This window comes from Desulfovibrio sp. TomC (assembly GCF_000801335.2).
Taxonomy (GTDB): domain Bacteria; phylum Desulfobacterota; class Desulfovibrionia; order Desulfovibrionales; family Desulfovibrionaceae; genus Solidesulfovibrio.
The window spans coordinates 26,332-41,152 of record NZ_JSEH01000022.1 but is presented as its reverse complement, the minus strand read 5'-3'; the positions used below and the strand labels follow the sequence as shown (position 1 = coordinate 41,152).

Sequence of the window (14,821 nt, the reverse complement as noted above, 5' to 3'; positions counted from 1 at the left end):
TCTATGGACGATATGCCCTAACGGATCAGACAGTAGCCTGATATAGTTAAAATTATTCTCAATTACCCTCTCCCTAATGCAAACGGTTTCTTTCCAGCAGTAAGTGCAGTAGTACCAGAACTACCCTCAGATTTCATCTCGTCAATGAGTCGCTTTAGGACCTGGGCCTGAGTGGCCAATTCACCGACTGCCTGTGCCGATTGTCTCATTCCATCGGAGGTTTCCATGGAAACCCTGTTGACGTCTTCAATGCTTCGGTTGATCTCTTCGCTAGTTGCGGATTGTTGTTCGGAAGCTGTTGCGATAGCCCGCACTTGATCCGTAGTTAAATCAACAAGCGTGACAATTTCATTGAGAGAATCACCTGCTTTTGTCGCTAGAATCGTAACCGAACTGATCCTTTTTACTGCTAAATCAACGTTTCCAATGTTTTTATTGGCTTCGTTCTGGATGCCCCTGATCGCATCGCCTACTTCCTTCGTCGCGGTCATGGTCTTCTCTGCCAATTTCCGAACTTCATCAGCTACTACGGCAAATCCTCGTCCTGCATCACCTGCCCGAGCAGCTTCAATCGCTGCATTGAGGGCAAGAAGGTTTGTCTGGTCAGCAATATCTGAAATAACATTAAGAACTTGCCCAATTTCTAGAGCTCGTTTTCCAAGTAAAGTCATATCGTTTTTCAATTCAAGAGCTGTAGATTCTACTTCAGCAATACCTGTGACAACTTCAGTCACCACAGTAGATCCATCTTGTGCTTGATGTTTAGCTTGGTCTGCGGTTTCTGCCGCCTGAGAAGCATTCTTCGCTACTTCCATAACCGTAGCGTTCATTTGTTCCATGGCAGTCGCAGTTTCTGCTACTCGTTGTGACTGAATTTCAGCCCCTTGAGTCGATTGTTCTATCTGTGCCGATAACTCTTCTGATGCAGAGCTAACAATTTCTACGACACTTTCAATAGAACTAGCCGCTGCAGTCATGCCTTCAGCTTTTGCATGTTCAGCAAGTGCTTTTGCTTCTTCAGCTTCTTTCGTGGCGATTTTCGCGTGTAAAGATTCTTCTTCAGCTTTTCTACTGTTTGTTTCTGCCTCGGAAATTTTAGTTTTTAAATTTGAAATCATGGTGCTTAATGAAGATTTCAAGCTCCCAAGTTCGTGCGTGAACTTTTCGTTGATTTCAGCTTCTAAATTTCCCCCGGAAACTTTTTGTGCATACTGAATAAGATGGTTGATCGGTGTTGTGATCGATCTTGCTACAAAAAATGCAATTAAAAGTGATAAAATAAGTGTGGTTCCGATGACGACATAAACTTTTGTGAGTGATGAAGATATCTCGGTTTGAATTGTCGAGAGGTTTTTCGCTATAGTTGCCATTTCTTTTGTACGGACAGAGTTCAGGGAGTCGATGACTTGAGTAATCGTAGAGAAAAAATCTTTACCGTTTATCCCAAAATTCCCTTCTTTTGATTTTACAAGTACTGTGTTGAATCCTTTGTTTGTGTCCAGCCACGCTTGCGATTTTCTGGTTTCATCCAGAAGGGAGTGTGCTTGGGCTCCAAGTACAAGAGCTTTTGATTCAAGGTTTGCATCGATGTTGGATTTGAATGTAATGAGACGAGTAAACATCTCTTCGTTGATAGGCTTGTCAGCTGTTAGGATACCAGAAACAGTAGCACGGAGTTTTCCTGCATTCTCTTTTGCAGTCTCTAGTATGATGATGGTCGTCAAAGATTTTCCGAATCCTCGGGTTGTTTTGGAGTTAGCGATAGCTGTTTCGCTGGTCATCAAATCTGCAATGATTTTCCCATATGCATCGACAACTTCTCTCGCTGGTGAATTTTGATTCGCCTGAGTTCGTACTTTTTCAATGTTTGAGACTGCTTGAGAAATGGCTTCTTTGACTTGTGGGGTAAGGTTTTCCGTTTTAAGCGCATCAATTACGGGTTTGATTTGATTGTCGGATAATTTCCTCTGTGAATTCATATCGTCTTGAGAACCGCCGGAGAGATATATGGAGGTTCGACCACGTTCTTTCTGTAGTTCGTGAACTAAATCAGATGTTGCAATAAATAGTTGCGTATTCTTTGACATTTTGTCTACTATATTAGATTCGTCGATGCTGATTTTGGTGTAAAGAATGCTGATCGCCAGAAATGCGATAAGTGGAATCGTCGTCAGCAGGATTAGTTTGCTGGAGATTTTCATGGTACTATATCCTTCTAAATCGGTGATGTTTTGGCTAAGCGAGATACTCTTAGTCTGGGAAGACGTTAACACCTTTCTTAGTCCAAGGGCAAGTAGGGTAGTGCTTTGAATAATTCGAAATTATAGGTCTAATTTGACACAGGTTGAGTTTGGCATACCTTAGTCCCACCTGGATAGTACGAGCGCCCGAGGAGGAACCCACCAGTTCTCAGATTTCCATAGACAGACAGCTGATTGCTGAGACAAAAGCTACGAAAATGTAGGTTGTTAAAAAATCCAGTTTACTGGAACTATTAATTTTTTGTTGATGGGTAGAATACGGAGTTCTTAAGCCACGCAATGAGTGCGGACCAGAAACGAGGGTGGCGGATGGCAGGATCCTGCGATTGTTTAGTTTGTAATGCCGTCACCCATCGCCCCTGAAAATGTCCGGTTTGATGAATAAAAGTGTCCAGGCAATCTAAGCGGCGGCTACTATAGGTCTGCCTCGATCCAGAGTCTTGGTAAAGGAAAGTGAAAGCCCACGTAGTCCAAATATTTGGGGCGTGAATTTCATTGATCACTTTGAAGTAACTTTGTTCCTGCCTGTTTTTTTTGATTCATACAGAGCTTCATCTGACCGGATTATTAATGAATCCTGAGTGTCTGCTTGGGTTACTTCTGTTGCGCCAATGCTTATAGTGATATTGAAATTTCTTGTGAAACTAATTTTCTCTACAATCTCTCGTATTTTTTCAGCAAATATAAGTGCCGATTGAATGGTAGTTGAGGGCAGCAGTAAAACAAATTCTTCGCCTCCCCATCGAGCAAAAACGTCGTTGGTTCTAATGTTTTTGGAAATTTCTGAACTCAATTTAACAAGAACTTCGTCGCCTATCATATGGCCGTAGATATCGTTTATTTTTTTGAAAAAATCAATGTCAAAAATACAAAGAGAAAAAATGGTGCCGTGACGCTTGTATCGCTCAAGTTCTAGGGCGAACAATTCCGAGAATTTGTGGCGGTTGTATAAGTTTGTAAGCTTGTCCCTGGAGGCTAATCGATCTTTTTCTTCAATTAGTGAGTTTGTAAACTTTAGCAGGGTGTTCAGTGAGTTTGAAATTTCTGAAATTTCGTCATCGTTTTTGTCGTATATTTCGATTCGGTAGTTATTTGTTGATAATATTGATTTCATTTTTATGTTTAACGTTGAAATTCGAGATGAAAATAAATTCAAATACTTGACAAAGAATATGAAAGAAAGAGTGATGGCTAAGATTGTTGTTGTTGATGCTGCCAGCGCAGTTGTTTTCGAAGATTTAATATTCTGGGTTAGTTTTTCTTCAATTAATGAGTTTAGCTTGTTCTGGATGGAGAGGTAGTAGTCCATGGCTTGTGTCGAAAGTCTAAACCATTCGTTCGGGCTTAGATTTATCACCTTTATCTCGCTGTATATTTGTATAAAGTTTTCGGCACTTTTTATATGGTTTGATCGAGTAATGTCTTGAGTAATTTCGGGGTATTCTTGGTTCAAAATGCTTAATAAGTTTTCTTTGGCGGCTAAGTAGTAAGAGTTTTCGCTGTCGATGTAAGGGCTGTCTTGTTCGGAAGCGCTTTTGTTGTTTAGTAATGTGGTTATATATGCCCGTAGTTTTCCGAGGTGTTCCCTGGTAGAAATTAAGTTCTCTACGATTAGATATTGTGGTGTGTGATGAAAGTTTTCAATAAATGAGTTTGAGCTGAGCGCGCGTATCAAACGATAAATAATCAGCGAATATTCTTTGGTGGTTGATGATGGCACCGACTTTCCCTGGTCCGCTTGATTTCTAATCTGAGTAATTCGAGATGTAGTGCCCGATGCATCAAGCGTGTTTGCAAATATTCCCAGTTGCTCGTCTGTATTCGAACGGGCATTTTCTAGGTTGACTTTATTCTCTGCCGTTCTGTTGGAGAAATAATTTGCTGTGAGTCCCCGTTCTTTTTGTAGTAAATGAATTAGCCTTGAATAGTTTCGTATGTAGCGAAATTCCTCAAGTAGAATTTCATTCGTGGAGATGGTTTTTAGATTTGATTGAAGCACGATAGTCATGATGCAAACTAAGAATAGTGCAATTAGCGCATAAAAACAATAGAATTTACTGCGAATTGTAGAAAGCATTGAGCCCTTCCTCTTCAGTTTTGAAAATAACAAGTCGGAGCAAAACGACCAAATCAATGGGGTTCAACTTCAAGGGCTTAGCACACTTTTTGTTAGAAATAAAAATAATTCCTTACGTTGATACTACATATTGTTGAGCAAAAAAGTCAATATGCTAGAATTCACCAATAACATGCTTCTGCTATCTTGGAAGGCGCACGGTATTGCTTAACATACTGTAATAATTAACTATTCACATTCAACGTCTCTCCCCAATGACATTTTCTCCATCTCCCCGCGAAAAATTTCTTGACCTCCCAGCCCGTGGGAGTGTAGTCCCCTCCGACCAACGACGAGCCAACAAGCGCCAACGGGTTGGTACCCGAAAATTTCTGGGGAATGGAAAATTTAGGGTTGACTTCGGGAAGAGTTTGGAATAGATATCCCCTTCCCTGATTTGAATTTAGGAGCGTAGCTCAGGGGGAGAGCACTTGCTTGACACGCAAGGGGTCGGGAGTTCAAATCTCCCCGTTCCTACCATGAACCTACAGGGAGGCTTCGGCCTCCCTTTTTTTAGATGCGTGGGGGGCTGCCCCCGGAGAAGGCGACGTGCAGGTCACAATCGAGGATCAATCCCTGGAGGCGGCGGCTGGCGAAGCCTGCGGCCAGGTTCTTGCCCGGGTCCTTTCCGGTAAACGCCTGAAAAATACGGTGGCTTGTCTTGTAGATGGCCAGCCGCGCGATCTCGCTTCGCCCCTGCCGGACGATGCCCACGAAATCGCGGCCATTGCCGCCGATACCCCCCAAGGCCTGTCTGTTATCCGCCACTCGGCTGCCCACATCATGGCCGAGGCGGTCAAGAAGCTCTTTCCTTCGGTCCAGGTCACGATCGGACCGTCGATTGAAAACGGCTTCTACTACGATTTCGCGTACGAGCGTCCGTTTACCCCCGAAGATCTCGAAGCCATTGAGGCGGAGATGCACAAAAGCATTGCCGCCAACCACCAGTTTGCCTGCACCTATGTGCCCAAGGCCGACGCCAAGGCGCTTTTCGCCTCCCAGGGCGAGAGCTATAAGCTCGAGATCATGGACGAGAACATCGTCGGGGACATCGTGTCGCTCTATCGCCACGGCGCGTTTACCGACCTGTGCCGCGGCCCACACGTGCCGGCCACCGGCATGGTGCGGGCCGTCAAGCTGTTGTCGGTGGCCGGAGCCTACTGGCGCGGCGACGAAAAGCGTCCCATGCTCCAGCGTATTTACGGCACGGCCTTTGCCTCCGAAGCCGACCTCAAGACCTACCTGCGCCACCTGGAAGAAGCCAAGAAGCGCGACCACAGAAAGCTCGGCGCCCAGCTCGACATGTTCAGCTTTTCCGAGGAAGTGGGCGCGGGCATGTGCATCTGGCATCCCAAGGGCGAGCTGGTGCGCACGATCCTTGAAGATTTCGAACGCCGCGAACACTTGCGCCGGGGTTATGATCTGGTGCGCGGGCCGCTGATTTTGCGTCGCGAACTCTGGGAACGCTCGGGGCACTACGACAATTACCGCGAGAACATGTATTTCACCGAGATCGACGAGCAGTCCTACGGCATCAAGCCCATGAACTGCTTGGCGCATATGCTCATTTACAAGTCGCGCATCCGCAGCTACCGCGATCTGCCCCAGCGGTATTTCGAGCTGGGCGTGGTGCACCGCCATGAGAAATCCGGCGTGCTCCACGGACTTCTGCGCGTGCGCCAGTTTACCCAAGACGACGCCCATATCCTGTGCCGCCCGGATCAACTCCAGGAGGAGATCACCGGCGTGGTGCGTTTTGTCCAGGATGTCGTCGGCCTGTTCGGCTTCGACTTTGAGGCTGAGCTGTCCACCCGTCCGGAAAAGTCCATCGGCGCTGACGCGGACTGGGAACGCGCCACCAAGGCCCTGGTCGACGCCATGGAGTCCATCGGCCTGCCCTATGAAGTCAACGAGGGCGACGGAGCCTTTTACGGACCAAAGATTGACATAAAGCTCAAGGATGCTTTAGATCGCCGGTGGCAGTGCGCCACCATCCAGTGCGACTTCACCTTGCCGGAACGCTTCGACCTTGTGTATACGGATGCTGATGGGGAGCGAAAACGGCCGGTCATGTTGCATCGGGTCATCTTGGGCGCAGTGGAGCGTTTCCTCGGCGTGCTCATTGAGCACACGGCCGGGGCCTTGCCCACCTGGCTTGCCCCGGTGCAGGCCCGCATCCTGATCGTGACGGATGCCCAGAAAGAATTTGCCGAGCAGGCGTTGGCCAGGCTCAAGGATGCCGGCATCCGGGCAGAACTTGATGATCGTAACGAGAAACTGGGCTTCAAGGTTCGCGAGGCCCAGGTCGAGAAGATCCCCTACATGCTCGTGGCAGGGGACAAGGAAAAGGAACTCGGCGGCCTGAACGTGCGGCTGCGTTCCGGGGAAAATCTTGGCGTCAAGACCCTGGACGAAGTAGTGCTGCTGATCACGGCCGATTGCCAAGAACCCTTCAAGCGTGGAGGAATGCGCTATAACTTCTGCTCCCAGTAGTGATCCTCGGTGTAATCACCGGATCCGCGCCCGCGAGGTGCGGGTAATTGCCGACGACGGCTCGCAGGTAGGGATTATCCTTACCAGTGAGGCGTTGCGCATGGCCCAGGAAAAGGGCCTGGACCTCGTAGAGGTCGCGCCCAATGCCGAGCCGCCTGTCTGCCGGATCATGGATTTCGGCCGCTTCAAGTACCAGCAGCAAAAAAAGGTGCAGGAAGCCCGAAAGAAAGCAACCACGGTTCAGCTGAAGGAAATTAAGGTTCGGCCCAAAACCGACGAGCACGATTACCAGACCAAGCTCAAGCATATCCGTCGTTTTCTTGAGGACGGGGACCGCTGCAAGGTCACGGTGTTTTTTCGTGGACGCGAAATCGTGCATAAGGACCGGGGACAGGTCATCCTGGCCCGGGTGGTGGTCGATCTTGGCGAGCTGGCCAAGGTGGAGCAGGAGCCCCGTACTGAAGGGCGCATGATGACCATGCTGCTGGCCCCCCAAGTCAAGAAACCCATCGCGCCTGCTTAAGGCTTGCGCGTCACTGAAGGAGTCCGTCATGCCCAAGATGAAGACCAACCGCAGCGCTGCCAAACGCTTCGGCAAAACAGGTTCCGGCAAGTTCACCCGGCGTCGCCAGAACCTGCGCCATATCCTGACCAAGAAAAACGCCAAGCGCAGCCGCCGTCTGGGGCAGGGCGCTCTGGTCGATTCCGCCAACGTCAAGGCCGTCAGCCGCCTTTTGCCTTACGCCTAGCCCGCAAGGGTCAGGCATTCATGCTTGAAGGAGCAGATACATGCGCGTGAAAAGGGGACAAGCCGCCCATAAACGGCACAAGAAATTTCTTAAAATGGCCAAAGGTTACGTCGGGGCTCGCAGCAAGCTGTACGAAACCGCCCGCGAGGTTGCCGAACGTTCGTTGGTCTATGCCTACCGCGACCGCAAGCAGCGCAAGCGCCAGATGCGCAAGCTCTGGATTCTGCGCATCAACGCCGCCGCCCGCGAAAACGGCATGTCCTACAGCGTGTTCATGCACGGCCTGACCCTGGCCGGCATCGAACTCGACCGCAAGGTCCTGGCCGATATGGCAGTTCGTGAAAAGGACAGCTTCGTTAAGCTGGCGGAGCTGGTTAAATCCAAGGTGAACTAAGTGTCCGGACTTTCGCTCGTTGCCGAGCTCGAAGGCCTGGTCGAGTCGTGCGCTGCACGGCTCGACCGGGCCTTGGCTCTTGAAGAGCTTGAGGCCGCCCGGGTCGAGTATCTCGGCCGCAAGGGCCAGCTGGCCGCCATCATGGCCCGGCTGCCGTCGCTTGAACCCGATGCCCGGCGCGAGGCCGGCAAAGCCGCCAATACCGTCAAGGAGCGCCTGACCGCCCTCTACGACGGCCGTCTGGCGTCGCTCAACCGGGCCGCCATGGACGCGGCTCTGGCTGATTTCGACCCCACCGTGCCCGGACTGGCCCCCTTTGCCGGGAGCCTCCATCCGGTCACCCTGGTCACGGCCGAAATCTGCAAAGCCCTTGAAGAGCTCGGCTTTACCATCGTGACCGGGCCTGAGATCGAAACCGACTACTACAACTTCGAAGCGCTCAACATGCCCCCGGAGCATCCGGCCCGGGACATGCAGGATACGCTCTATATTTCCGATTCGGTGGTCCTTCGCACCCATACCTCGCCGCTGCAGATCCGCACCATGCTGGCCCAGAAGCCGCCGGTTGCGGTCATCGCTCCGGGCAAGGTCTATCGCCGCGACTCCGACATCACCCACACCCCGATGTTCCACCAGATCGAGGGGTTGCTCGTGGATGAAGGCGTGTCCATGGCCGATCTGCGCGGCACGCTGACCGCCTTCGTGCGCCGCATCTTCGGACCCTCCACCAACGTGCGCTTTCGGCCGAGCTTTTTCCCGTTCACTGAGCCGAGCGCCGAAGTCGATATCTCCTGCGTCATGTGCGGCGGCAAGGGCTCGACTGCGGCCGGACCGTGCCGGGTGTGCAAGGGCACGGGCTTTGTCGAGATCCTGGGCTGCGGCATGGTGGACCCCAATGTCTTCGACGCCGTGGGCTACGACACCGAGCGCTACACCGGCTTTGCCTTTGGCATGGGCGTCGAGCGCGTCGCCATGCTCAAGTACGGCATCGGCGATTTGCGGATGTTTTTTGAAAACGACGTCCGGTTTCTGAGTCAATTTTAATCGGGGTTTGTCCCTGATACGTCGGGGTTCCTCCGGTTCCGCCTTCGCCTGTCTCCACGCTATGCCGCAAAAGGTTTTGGGGAAGGCAGGGTCCGGGGAGGGAACCCCTTTTTGCAAAAAGGGGTTCCCTCCCCGGCCGCCGGAGGCATATCATCATGCTGCTCAGTCTGTCCTGGCTTCGCGAATTGACTCCTTACCAAGGCACGGCCCAGGAATTGGCCGATCGCCTGACCATGCTCGGCCTTGAAATCGAAGAGATCAAAAATCCCTTCGAGGCCATCATGGGCGTGGTGGTTGGTCGCGTGCTCACCCGCGAGGCCCATCCCGATTCCGACCATTTGTCGTGCTGCACCGTCGATGTCGGCGGCCCGGAGCCGCTGCCCATCGTCTGCGGCGCGGCCAACGTCGCGGCCGGGCAGCTCGTGCCCGTGGCCACGGTCGGCGTCACCCTTCCTGGCGGACTCACCATCAAAAAAAGCAAGATTCGCGGCCAGGAATCCCAGGGCATGATCTGTTCCGAGTCCGAATTGGAACTGGCCGAGGAGAAAAGCCCGGGCATCATGGTCCTGCCCGAGTCCTGCATGGTTGGAACGCCCCTGCCTGAAGCCCTTTCCCTGGACACCTGCGTGCTCGACGTCTCCATTACGCCCAACCGGGCCGATTGCCTGTCCGTCTTGGGCATTGCCCGGGAAACGGCCATGGCTTTTGACCTGCCGCTCACCCTGCCGGCGGTGGCCTATCCCGAAGCCGGGGACGACGCCGGCGGGAAGATGGCCATTGCCATCGAGGACCCGGACCAGTGTCCGGTTTACCGGGCCAAGCTCTTAACCGGCGTGACGGTCGGCCCTTCGCCGGACCGCATCCGCTGGCGGCTTTTGGCCATCGGCCAACGCCCCATTTCCAATATCGTCGACGCCACCAACTACGTGCTTTTTGAACTGGGCCAGCCCCTGCACGCCTTTGACCGGCAAAAGCTGGCCGGCAATGTGGTCGGGGTGCGTCTGGCCAAGGACGGCGAGAAGATCGTCACCCTCGACGGCCAGGAGCGCCTGCTGACCAACCGCGACCTGCTCATTTGCGACGCCGAAAAGCCGGTGGCCCTGGCCGGCGTCATGGGCGGGGCCAACAGCGAGATGGAGGCCGGCAGCACCGAGGTGCTGCTGGAGTGCGCCGTGTTCCGGCCCGGCGCCATCCGCAAGACCGCCCGCCGTCTGGCCCTGCCAAGCGAAGCCTCGTACCGCTTCGAGCGCGGCGTGGATCAGGTCGGTTCGGTCTATGCCATGAACCGGGCCGTGGCGCTCATGCTCGAAACCGCCGGCGGCACGGTCCTGCCCGGCGTGGCGGCGGCCGAACCCCATCCCTATACGCCCCGCGGCATCGGGTTTCGCCCGGCCCGGGCCACGATGCTTCTTGGCGAGTCCATGTCCGAGGACTTTTGCCGCAAGACCCTGACCGGCCTGGGCTGCGTCCTGACCGACACCGATCCTTCCGGGGCCATGGCCGTGACCCCGCCGTCCTATCGTCTCGATCTCGAACGCGAGGCCGATCTGATCGAAGAAGTGGGGCGGGTCTACGGACTTGACCGCATTGCCCCGCGCCTGCCTCGGGTGGCCAAGGCCCTGGACGACGTGCCGGCCGAGTCGGAATTCGGCTTCTGGGCCAGGGTGCGGGCCTTTGCCGTGGGTTTGGGCCTGCGCGAAGCCGTCAACTACAGCTTTGTCGGCCACAGCGATCTGGACATCCTGTGCCTGGACGCCGCCTGCCGGGTGTCGGTGGCCAACCCGCTGTCCGAAGACCAGAACGTCATGCGGCCCATGCTGGCCCCGGGCCTTCTGGGCACGGTGCGCCACAATCTGGCCCAGGGCAACGCCAACCTGCGTCTGTTTGAGGTGGCCCGCATCTTTACCGCCGACCCCGAGGCCGAATCCACGGCCCGGGAGGCCGGACGCCTGGGCCTTGTCCTTCACGGCCTGCGCCACCCCGAAGGCTGGCCCTGGCCCAAGGACGAGACGGCCGGGTATGCCGACATCAAGGGGATGGTCGAAGCGCTTCTCGCCCACTTCAAATTGCCGGCGGCGGTGTTTAGCCGCGACGACGCCCTGCCCTGGCTGGCCCCGCAGGTGACGGTGACGGTTGCCGGCAAGCCGCTTGGCCTCATTGGCCAGGTGACGCCGGAAGTGGCCGACGCTTATCATGCCCGCCATCCGCTGTGGCTGGCCGAGCTTGACCTCGATTTGCTGCGCGTTCTGGCCGGAGGCGTGGCCCGGGGCTTTACGACCCTGCCCGGGTTCCCGCCGGTGCGCCGCGACGTCACCCTGGCCGTGCCGGCCGGCGTGACGGTCGGGGCCATTTTGGACGCGGTGGCGGCGGCCAAAACGCCCATTTTCGAGGATGTCCTGCTTCTTGACGCCTACAAGCCGGAAGGAGAGGACGGGCAGCGGCTGACTTTCCGCCTGACCTACCGGCACGGTGAAAAAACCCTCAAGGACAAGGAAGTGGACAAGGTCCATGAGGGGCTGGTGGCCGCTGTGCTGGCCGCGTTGCCGGTGACCCGGCCGTAGCCCCTGGCCTGCGTCCTTTTAAACGGCCAGCCGCCTGCCCCGCTTCGAAGCGGGGCAGGCGGCTGGCCGTCAAGCTTCCTCCGGGCGGCCTTTGCCTGACCGGTGGAATTTCTTCTTCCCGCTTATCGTCGCCGCAACGCCGTCCCCTGAACTTTTTTGAGGGGCGGAGCCTTTGGCCGTCGGAGCGCTCATCTTTTTCTACCCACTCTTGTCCCGTATTTCTTACTGTTCCTGCTCCTTGGGCAGTTTGCCCAATCGCCCGGCGATGAGTTTGCGGCGGCCTTCGGGGGAAACCTGGGCCAGGGCGTCGACCAGGGTATTGCCGAACTCGGCGGCAAAGCCGTCCCAGGCGGTTATCCAGGCCCCAAGCGCCCGGCCGGTAGCGATTTTGTCGTAGGGGTCGGCCGCCACCTGGCGCGCGAGTTCGGCTCTGGTCGCGCCAACCTGTTGCCAGGTTGGGGAAAAGCGAGGCAAATCGCGGGTGATGACCGCCTTGAAGGCCTGGGCCTCTGCCGACGGCAGCACGGCCTCGGCCCGGGCCTGAAGGCGTGAGAGCATGCCGGTCCCATCCAGGCGTTCGGCCCGGCCGTAGAGCAGCCGGCCGCCGATGACCGCAACCAGGAACAGGTTCAGGAGCAGCGAGCAGGGCAGGACAATGCGCCGCCAGTCGCGTTTGGGGTTGGCTGTGGCATCCATACGGCCTCGCTATTCGGTGAAGAGGGCAAGAGGCACGGGCTGCATGAGGGCGAGCAGGGCATCGCCGTCGGGTTGGGACACGGTCAGCGCGCCAACGAGGAGCCCGGCCATGACGGCAACGCTTCCGACCGTGGCCAGCCCTGCCAAGCGCGGCGGAACAGGAAGCCAGTCGGTCAGCCGGGCCGGCCGCCTCAGCCGTTTCGGTTGGGTTGCAGCAATGTGGGCGGCGATGTTTCGCCGCAGCCGCGCCAGGGCCGCGTCTGCAGCCCCGGCAGACAACAGCGTTTCAGCCTCGCGCCGGCCGGCGTCAAGCAGGACCGCATCGAGCCGGGCGGCCTGGTCGAGCAGCCTGCCTGCCTCGGGCGAGGCGGCGGCGAGCCTGCGCCCGTCGTCCCGGAATGCTTCGGGCCAGCGGCCGATATCGCCGCCGTAGCTGGCGGCCAGGGCGGCAAAGCGCGACAAGGACATCATGGCGGGCCTCCTTTGGCGGCCGGATCGACCAGCCGTTTGCGCAAAAATTCGCGGCCCCGGGCGAGCAGCCGTTCCACGGCCTTGGCCGTAACCCCGAGGGCCTTGGCTGCTTCGGCCCCGGACAGGCCTTCTTCGTAGACCAGGGCCAAGGCCGCCCGCTGCCTGTCCGGCAGTTCGGTCAGGGCGGCGGCCATGGCCCGGGCCTGCTGGCCGGCGGCGATGCGCTCTTCCGCGCCAGCGGCCGGATCGACCGGATCAAAGCCTTCGGGCAGGGGCTCGGGCCGGGCGCGGCGCACAGTGTCGCGGCTTAAGTTGGCCACGATGCGGTAAAGCCAGGTGGTCAGCCGGGCACGCTGCGGGTCAAAGCGGCCAATGGCCCCCCAGGCGCGCAGGAAAGCCTCCTGGGCCACGTCCTCGGCGGTTGCCGGATCGCGGGTCAGGCGCGCCGCCACCCGCAGGGCAAAGGCTCCATGTCGCAGGACAATGGCGTCAAAGGCCTGGCGGTCGCCGGCTCCGGACCAGGCCGCCAGGAGGTCGTCGCCGGCTGCGGCGTAGTCCCGGGCTGGCGGCGCGGCGTCGGAGCTGCGCCCGGTCAGGCGACGGGGAAGCGGCAGCCATCCGCCAAAGGGCCAGCATTTCTCCACGGTTTCCGTCCGGTGGGTCACGGTTGCGGGGCAGGCCGGGACGTGCCGGCGTGGCCCCTTTCCGGTCGTGTCGCGCCGCGCCGTGCAGGCAGCCGGCGCGGTTAGGCGTTGTCCTACTGACCGGCTCCCTGAGCCTGCTTCGCCGACCGGGCTGCCGTCAAGGCCTGCTTGCAACCGGCCGAGACCTTGTCGGCGTTCTGTTTGAGGCAGGCGACGATGCGGCCGCCGCCGGGCTGCACGCCAGAGCAAAACGTCTTGTAATCGCCCTTGCAGGCCTCTTTGAGGGACTGGCCGGACGCCCCGGCCGGCTGCTGGGCCGGGGCCGGGACGGCAACGGCCAACAGGCAGACGGCAGCCAGGGCGACGGCCAGGGGTTTGGACAGGCGCGGCAGGGCCAAGGGGGTGAAAACGAACGGCATGGTCGGGTCCTCGCTTGGGGTGTTGTCGTTGGCCGCTTGTGGGCGGCGTTTGCCTGATGATACGGGCGGGAGCGGCCAACCCCCCGCTTTTTTTATTGCTGTGGTCTGGAAATGACAGCCGGATGGGGCGGCTGGTTGCCGGTTGGCGCAGGACGCGGCTTGGCGGCAGGGATGCCGCTTTGCTGACGCGGGGAGAGGCTGTTGCCCGCACCGGGAAGACGGCCCGGAGGGATCCCTGACCGGGGGGAAACGCGCTTGGCCCCGTATCATGGCCAAAGGGACGGTCACGGCTTGCCGACCGTCCGGCGCGCCTAGGGCGGACTGCTGTCCGGCCGGGGCGCGACAACCCCAACAAGCAAGTGAGGAACCATGATGCGGCGACAACTGATTCTGGCGGCGGCCCTGTGCGGGCTGCTGCTCTTGGGCGGGACGGCCTGGTCCGGCGCCACGGGCGGCGGCGCCCCGGCCGAAGAGGGGCCGGGCCTGGTGCGAATGCTTGACGCGCTCAACCTCAGCCCCGCCCAGAAGCGGGACGTGGCGGGCATCCTCAAGGCCAACCGGGAAGCCATGCGGGCCTTGCGGGGAACCGTCAAAGCGGCCGCGCAGGCCCTGGGCGCGACCATGGCCAAGACCCCTGGCGACGAGGCGGCGGTCCGGGCCGGGGCCAGGACGGTTGCGGAGGCGGCTATCGAGCTGGCCGTGATGCGCGGGCGGGTCAAGGCGGCCGTTGACGCTGTGCTGACCCCGGAGCAGCGGGCCAAGCGCGACACCCTGCGCGAGGCGCTGCGGGAGAAGATTGAGGCCCGGCGGCTGGAGCGCCAAGAGCAACTCGATGCCTGGATTGTGGGGAATCTGTCGTAACGGGCGGGCATGGTTGAGCCGGCCGATGCTCCTGTGCGCGAAGCCGTCCCAGGAAACCGCCAAAGCCCCGACGCCTGTGCGCCGGGGCTTTTTTTGGGGGCTGCGGGGTGGG

At 57.4% G+C, this 14,821-nt stretch carries 13 protein-coding genes and 1 tRNA gene; 8 read left to right on the top strand and 6 right to left on the bottom strand.

The features are described 5' to 3' along the window. Window positions 1–62: 62 nt before the first annotated feature. Both NY78_RS23925 and NY78_RS23920 read right to left on the bottom strand, forming a co-directional pair. Entirely contained in the window at window positions 63–2,201 is a 2,139-nt protein-coding gene (locus NY78_RS23925; RefSeq protein WP_082140085.1) for a methyl-accepting chemotaxis protein, read from the bottom strand. 559 nt (window positions 2,202–2,760) lie between these two features. Continuing rightward, window positions 2,761–4,338 (bottom strand): diguanylate cyclase, encoded by a 1,578-nt coding sequence (locus tag NY78_RS23920; RefSeq protein ID WP_082140084.1) that lies wholly within the window; start codon window positions 4,336–4,338, stop codon window positions 2,761–2,763. A 444-nt stretch (window positions 4,339–4,782) separates the two neighbouring features. Here NY78_RS23920 and NY78_RS17725 point away from each other — a divergent pair. The 7 genes from NY78_RS17725 to pheT all read left to right on the top strand — a co-directional run bounded on the left by NY78_RS17725 (window position 4,783) and on the right by pheT (window position 11,618). After that, window positions 4,783–4,857: transfer RNA gene (locus NY78_RS17725), tRNA-Val, on the top strand. A gap of 69 nt (window positions 4,858–4,926) precedes the next feature. Next, window positions 4,927–6,870 (top strand): threonine--tRNA ligase, encoded by a 1,944-nt coding sequence (gene thrS / locus NY78_RS17720; protein WP_043638921.1) that lies wholly within the window; start codon window positions 4,927–4,929, stop codon window positions 6,868–6,870. Next, window positions 6,851–7,393: a translation initiation factor IF-3 gene (infC, locus tag NY78_RS17715; protein WP_043638985.1), complete on the top strand. Its 543-nt coding sequence runs from the start codon at window positions 6,851–6,853 to the stop codon at window positions 7,391–7,393. The genes thrS and infC overlap by 20 nt, the downstream gene beginning before the upstream one ends. Window positions 7,394–7,421: 28 nt before the next feature. Next, window positions 7,422–7,619 carry a 50S ribosomal protein L35 gene (gene rpmI / locus NY78_RS17710; protein ID WP_043638918.1) on the top strand — a complete coding sequence of 66 codons (198 nt, stop codon included), beginning with the start codon at window positions 7,422–7,424 and terminating at the stop codon, window positions 7,617–7,619. 40 nt (window positions 7,620–7,659) lie between these two features. Then, the gene (rplT, locus tag NY78_RS17705; protein ID WP_043638915.1) at window positions 7,660–8,013 is read left to right on the top strand and encodes a 50S ribosomal protein L20; all 354 of its coding nucleotides are present in this window, start codon (window positions 7,660–7,662) and stop codon (window positions 8,011–8,013) included. Then, complete coding sequence (gene pheS, locus NY78_RS17700; RefSeq protein ID WP_043638912.1) at window positions 8,014–9,057, top strand: phenylalanine--tRNA ligase subunit alpha; 1,044 nt, start codon at window positions 8,014–8,016, stop codon at window positions 9,055–9,057. 155 nt (window positions 9,058–9,212) lie between these two features. After that, complete coding sequence (pheT, locus tag NY78_RS17695) at window positions 9,213–11,618, top strand: phenylalanine--tRNA ligase subunit beta (RefSeq protein ID WP_043638909.1); 2,406 nt, start codon at window positions 9,213–9,215, stop codon at window positions 11,616–11,618. A gap of 222 nt (window positions 11,619–11,840) precedes the next feature. Here pheT and NY78_RS17690 read toward each other — a convergent pair whose 3' ends face one another. The 4 genes from NY78_RS17690 to NY78_RS17675 form a co-directional block, all read right to left on the bottom strand. After that, entirely contained in the window at window positions 11,841–12,314 is a 474-nt protein-coding gene (locus NY78_RS17690) for a periplasmic heavy metal sensor (RefSeq protein WP_043638906.1), read from the bottom strand. A 9-nt stretch (window positions 12,315–12,323) separates the two neighbouring features. Continuing rightward, on the bottom strand, window positions 12,324–12,785 hold the full coding sequence (locus NY78_RS17685; protein ID WP_043638903.1) for a hypothetical protein: 462 nt from the start codon (window positions 12,783–12,785) through the stop codon (window positions 12,324–12,326). Next, the gene (locus NY78_RS17680; RefSeq protein WP_043638982.1) at window positions 12,782–13,429 is read right to left on the bottom strand and encodes a sigma-70 family RNA polymerase sigma factor; all 648 of its coding nucleotides are present in this window, start codon (window positions 13,427–13,429) and stop codon (window positions 12,782–12,784) included. The genes NY78_RS17685 and NY78_RS17680 overlap by 4 nt, the downstream gene beginning before the upstream one ends. 113 nt (window positions 13,430–13,542) lie before the next feature. Further along, window positions 13,543–13,848 carry a cysteine rich repeat-containing protein gene (locus NY78_RS17675; RefSeq protein WP_043638900.1) on the bottom strand — a complete coding sequence of 102 codons (306 nt, stop codon included), beginning with the start codon at window positions 13,846–13,848 and terminating at the stop codon, window positions 13,543–13,545. Between the two features lie 369 nt (window positions 13,849–14,217). On the opposite strand from NY78_RS17675, the gene NY78_RS17670 reads away from it, so the two are divergent. Then, window positions 14,218–14,709, top strand: coding sequence for a Spy/CpxP family protein refolding chaperone (locus NY78_RS17670; RefSeq protein WP_053062259.1), 492 nt, complete (start codon window positions 14,218–14,220; stop codon window positions 14,707–14,709). The last annotated feature ends 112 nt before the right edge of the window (window positions 14,710–14,821 follow it).

What these genes read in the sequence shown, in the direction of transcription:
- pheT (WP_043638909.1), top strand. Translation starts at nt 9,213, where the DNA reads ATGCTGCTCAGTCTGTCCTGGCTTCGCGAATTGACTCCTTACCAAGGC.
- NY78_RS17675 (WP_043638900.1), bottom strand. Translation starts at nt 13,848, where the DNA reads ATGCCGTTCGTTTTCACCCCCTTGGCCCTGCCGCGCCTGTCCAAACCC.
- NY78_RS17685 (WP_043638903.1), bottom strand. Translation starts at nt 12,785, where the DNA reads ATGATGTCCTTGTCGCGCTTTGCCGCCCTGGCCGCCAGCTACGGCGGC.
- rpmI (WP_043638918.1), top strand. Translation starts at nt 7,422, where the DNA reads ATGCCCAAGATGAAGACCAACCGCAGCGCTGCCAAACGCTTCGGCAAA.
- NY78_RS17690 (WP_043638906.1), bottom strand. Translation starts at nt 12,314, where the DNA reads ATGGATGCCACAGCCAACCCCAAACGCGACTGGCGGCGCATTGTCCTG.
- NY78_RS17670 (WP_053062259.1), top strand. Translation starts at nt 14,218, where the DNA reads ATGATGCGGCGACAACTGATTCTGGCGGCGGCCCTGTGCGGGCTGCTG.
- rplT (WP_043638915.1), top strand. Translation starts at nt 7,660, where the DNA reads ATGCGCGTGAAAAGGGGACAAGCCGCCCATAAACGGCACAAGAAATTT.
- NY78_RS23925 (WP_082140085.1), bottom strand. Translation starts at nt 2,201, where the DNA reads ATGAAAATCTCCAGCAAACTAATCCTGCTGACGACGATTCCACTTATC.
- NY78_RS23920 (WP_082140084.1), bottom strand. Translation starts at nt 4,338, where the DNA reads ATGCTTTCTACAATTCGCAGTAAATTCTATTGTTTTTATGCGCTAATT.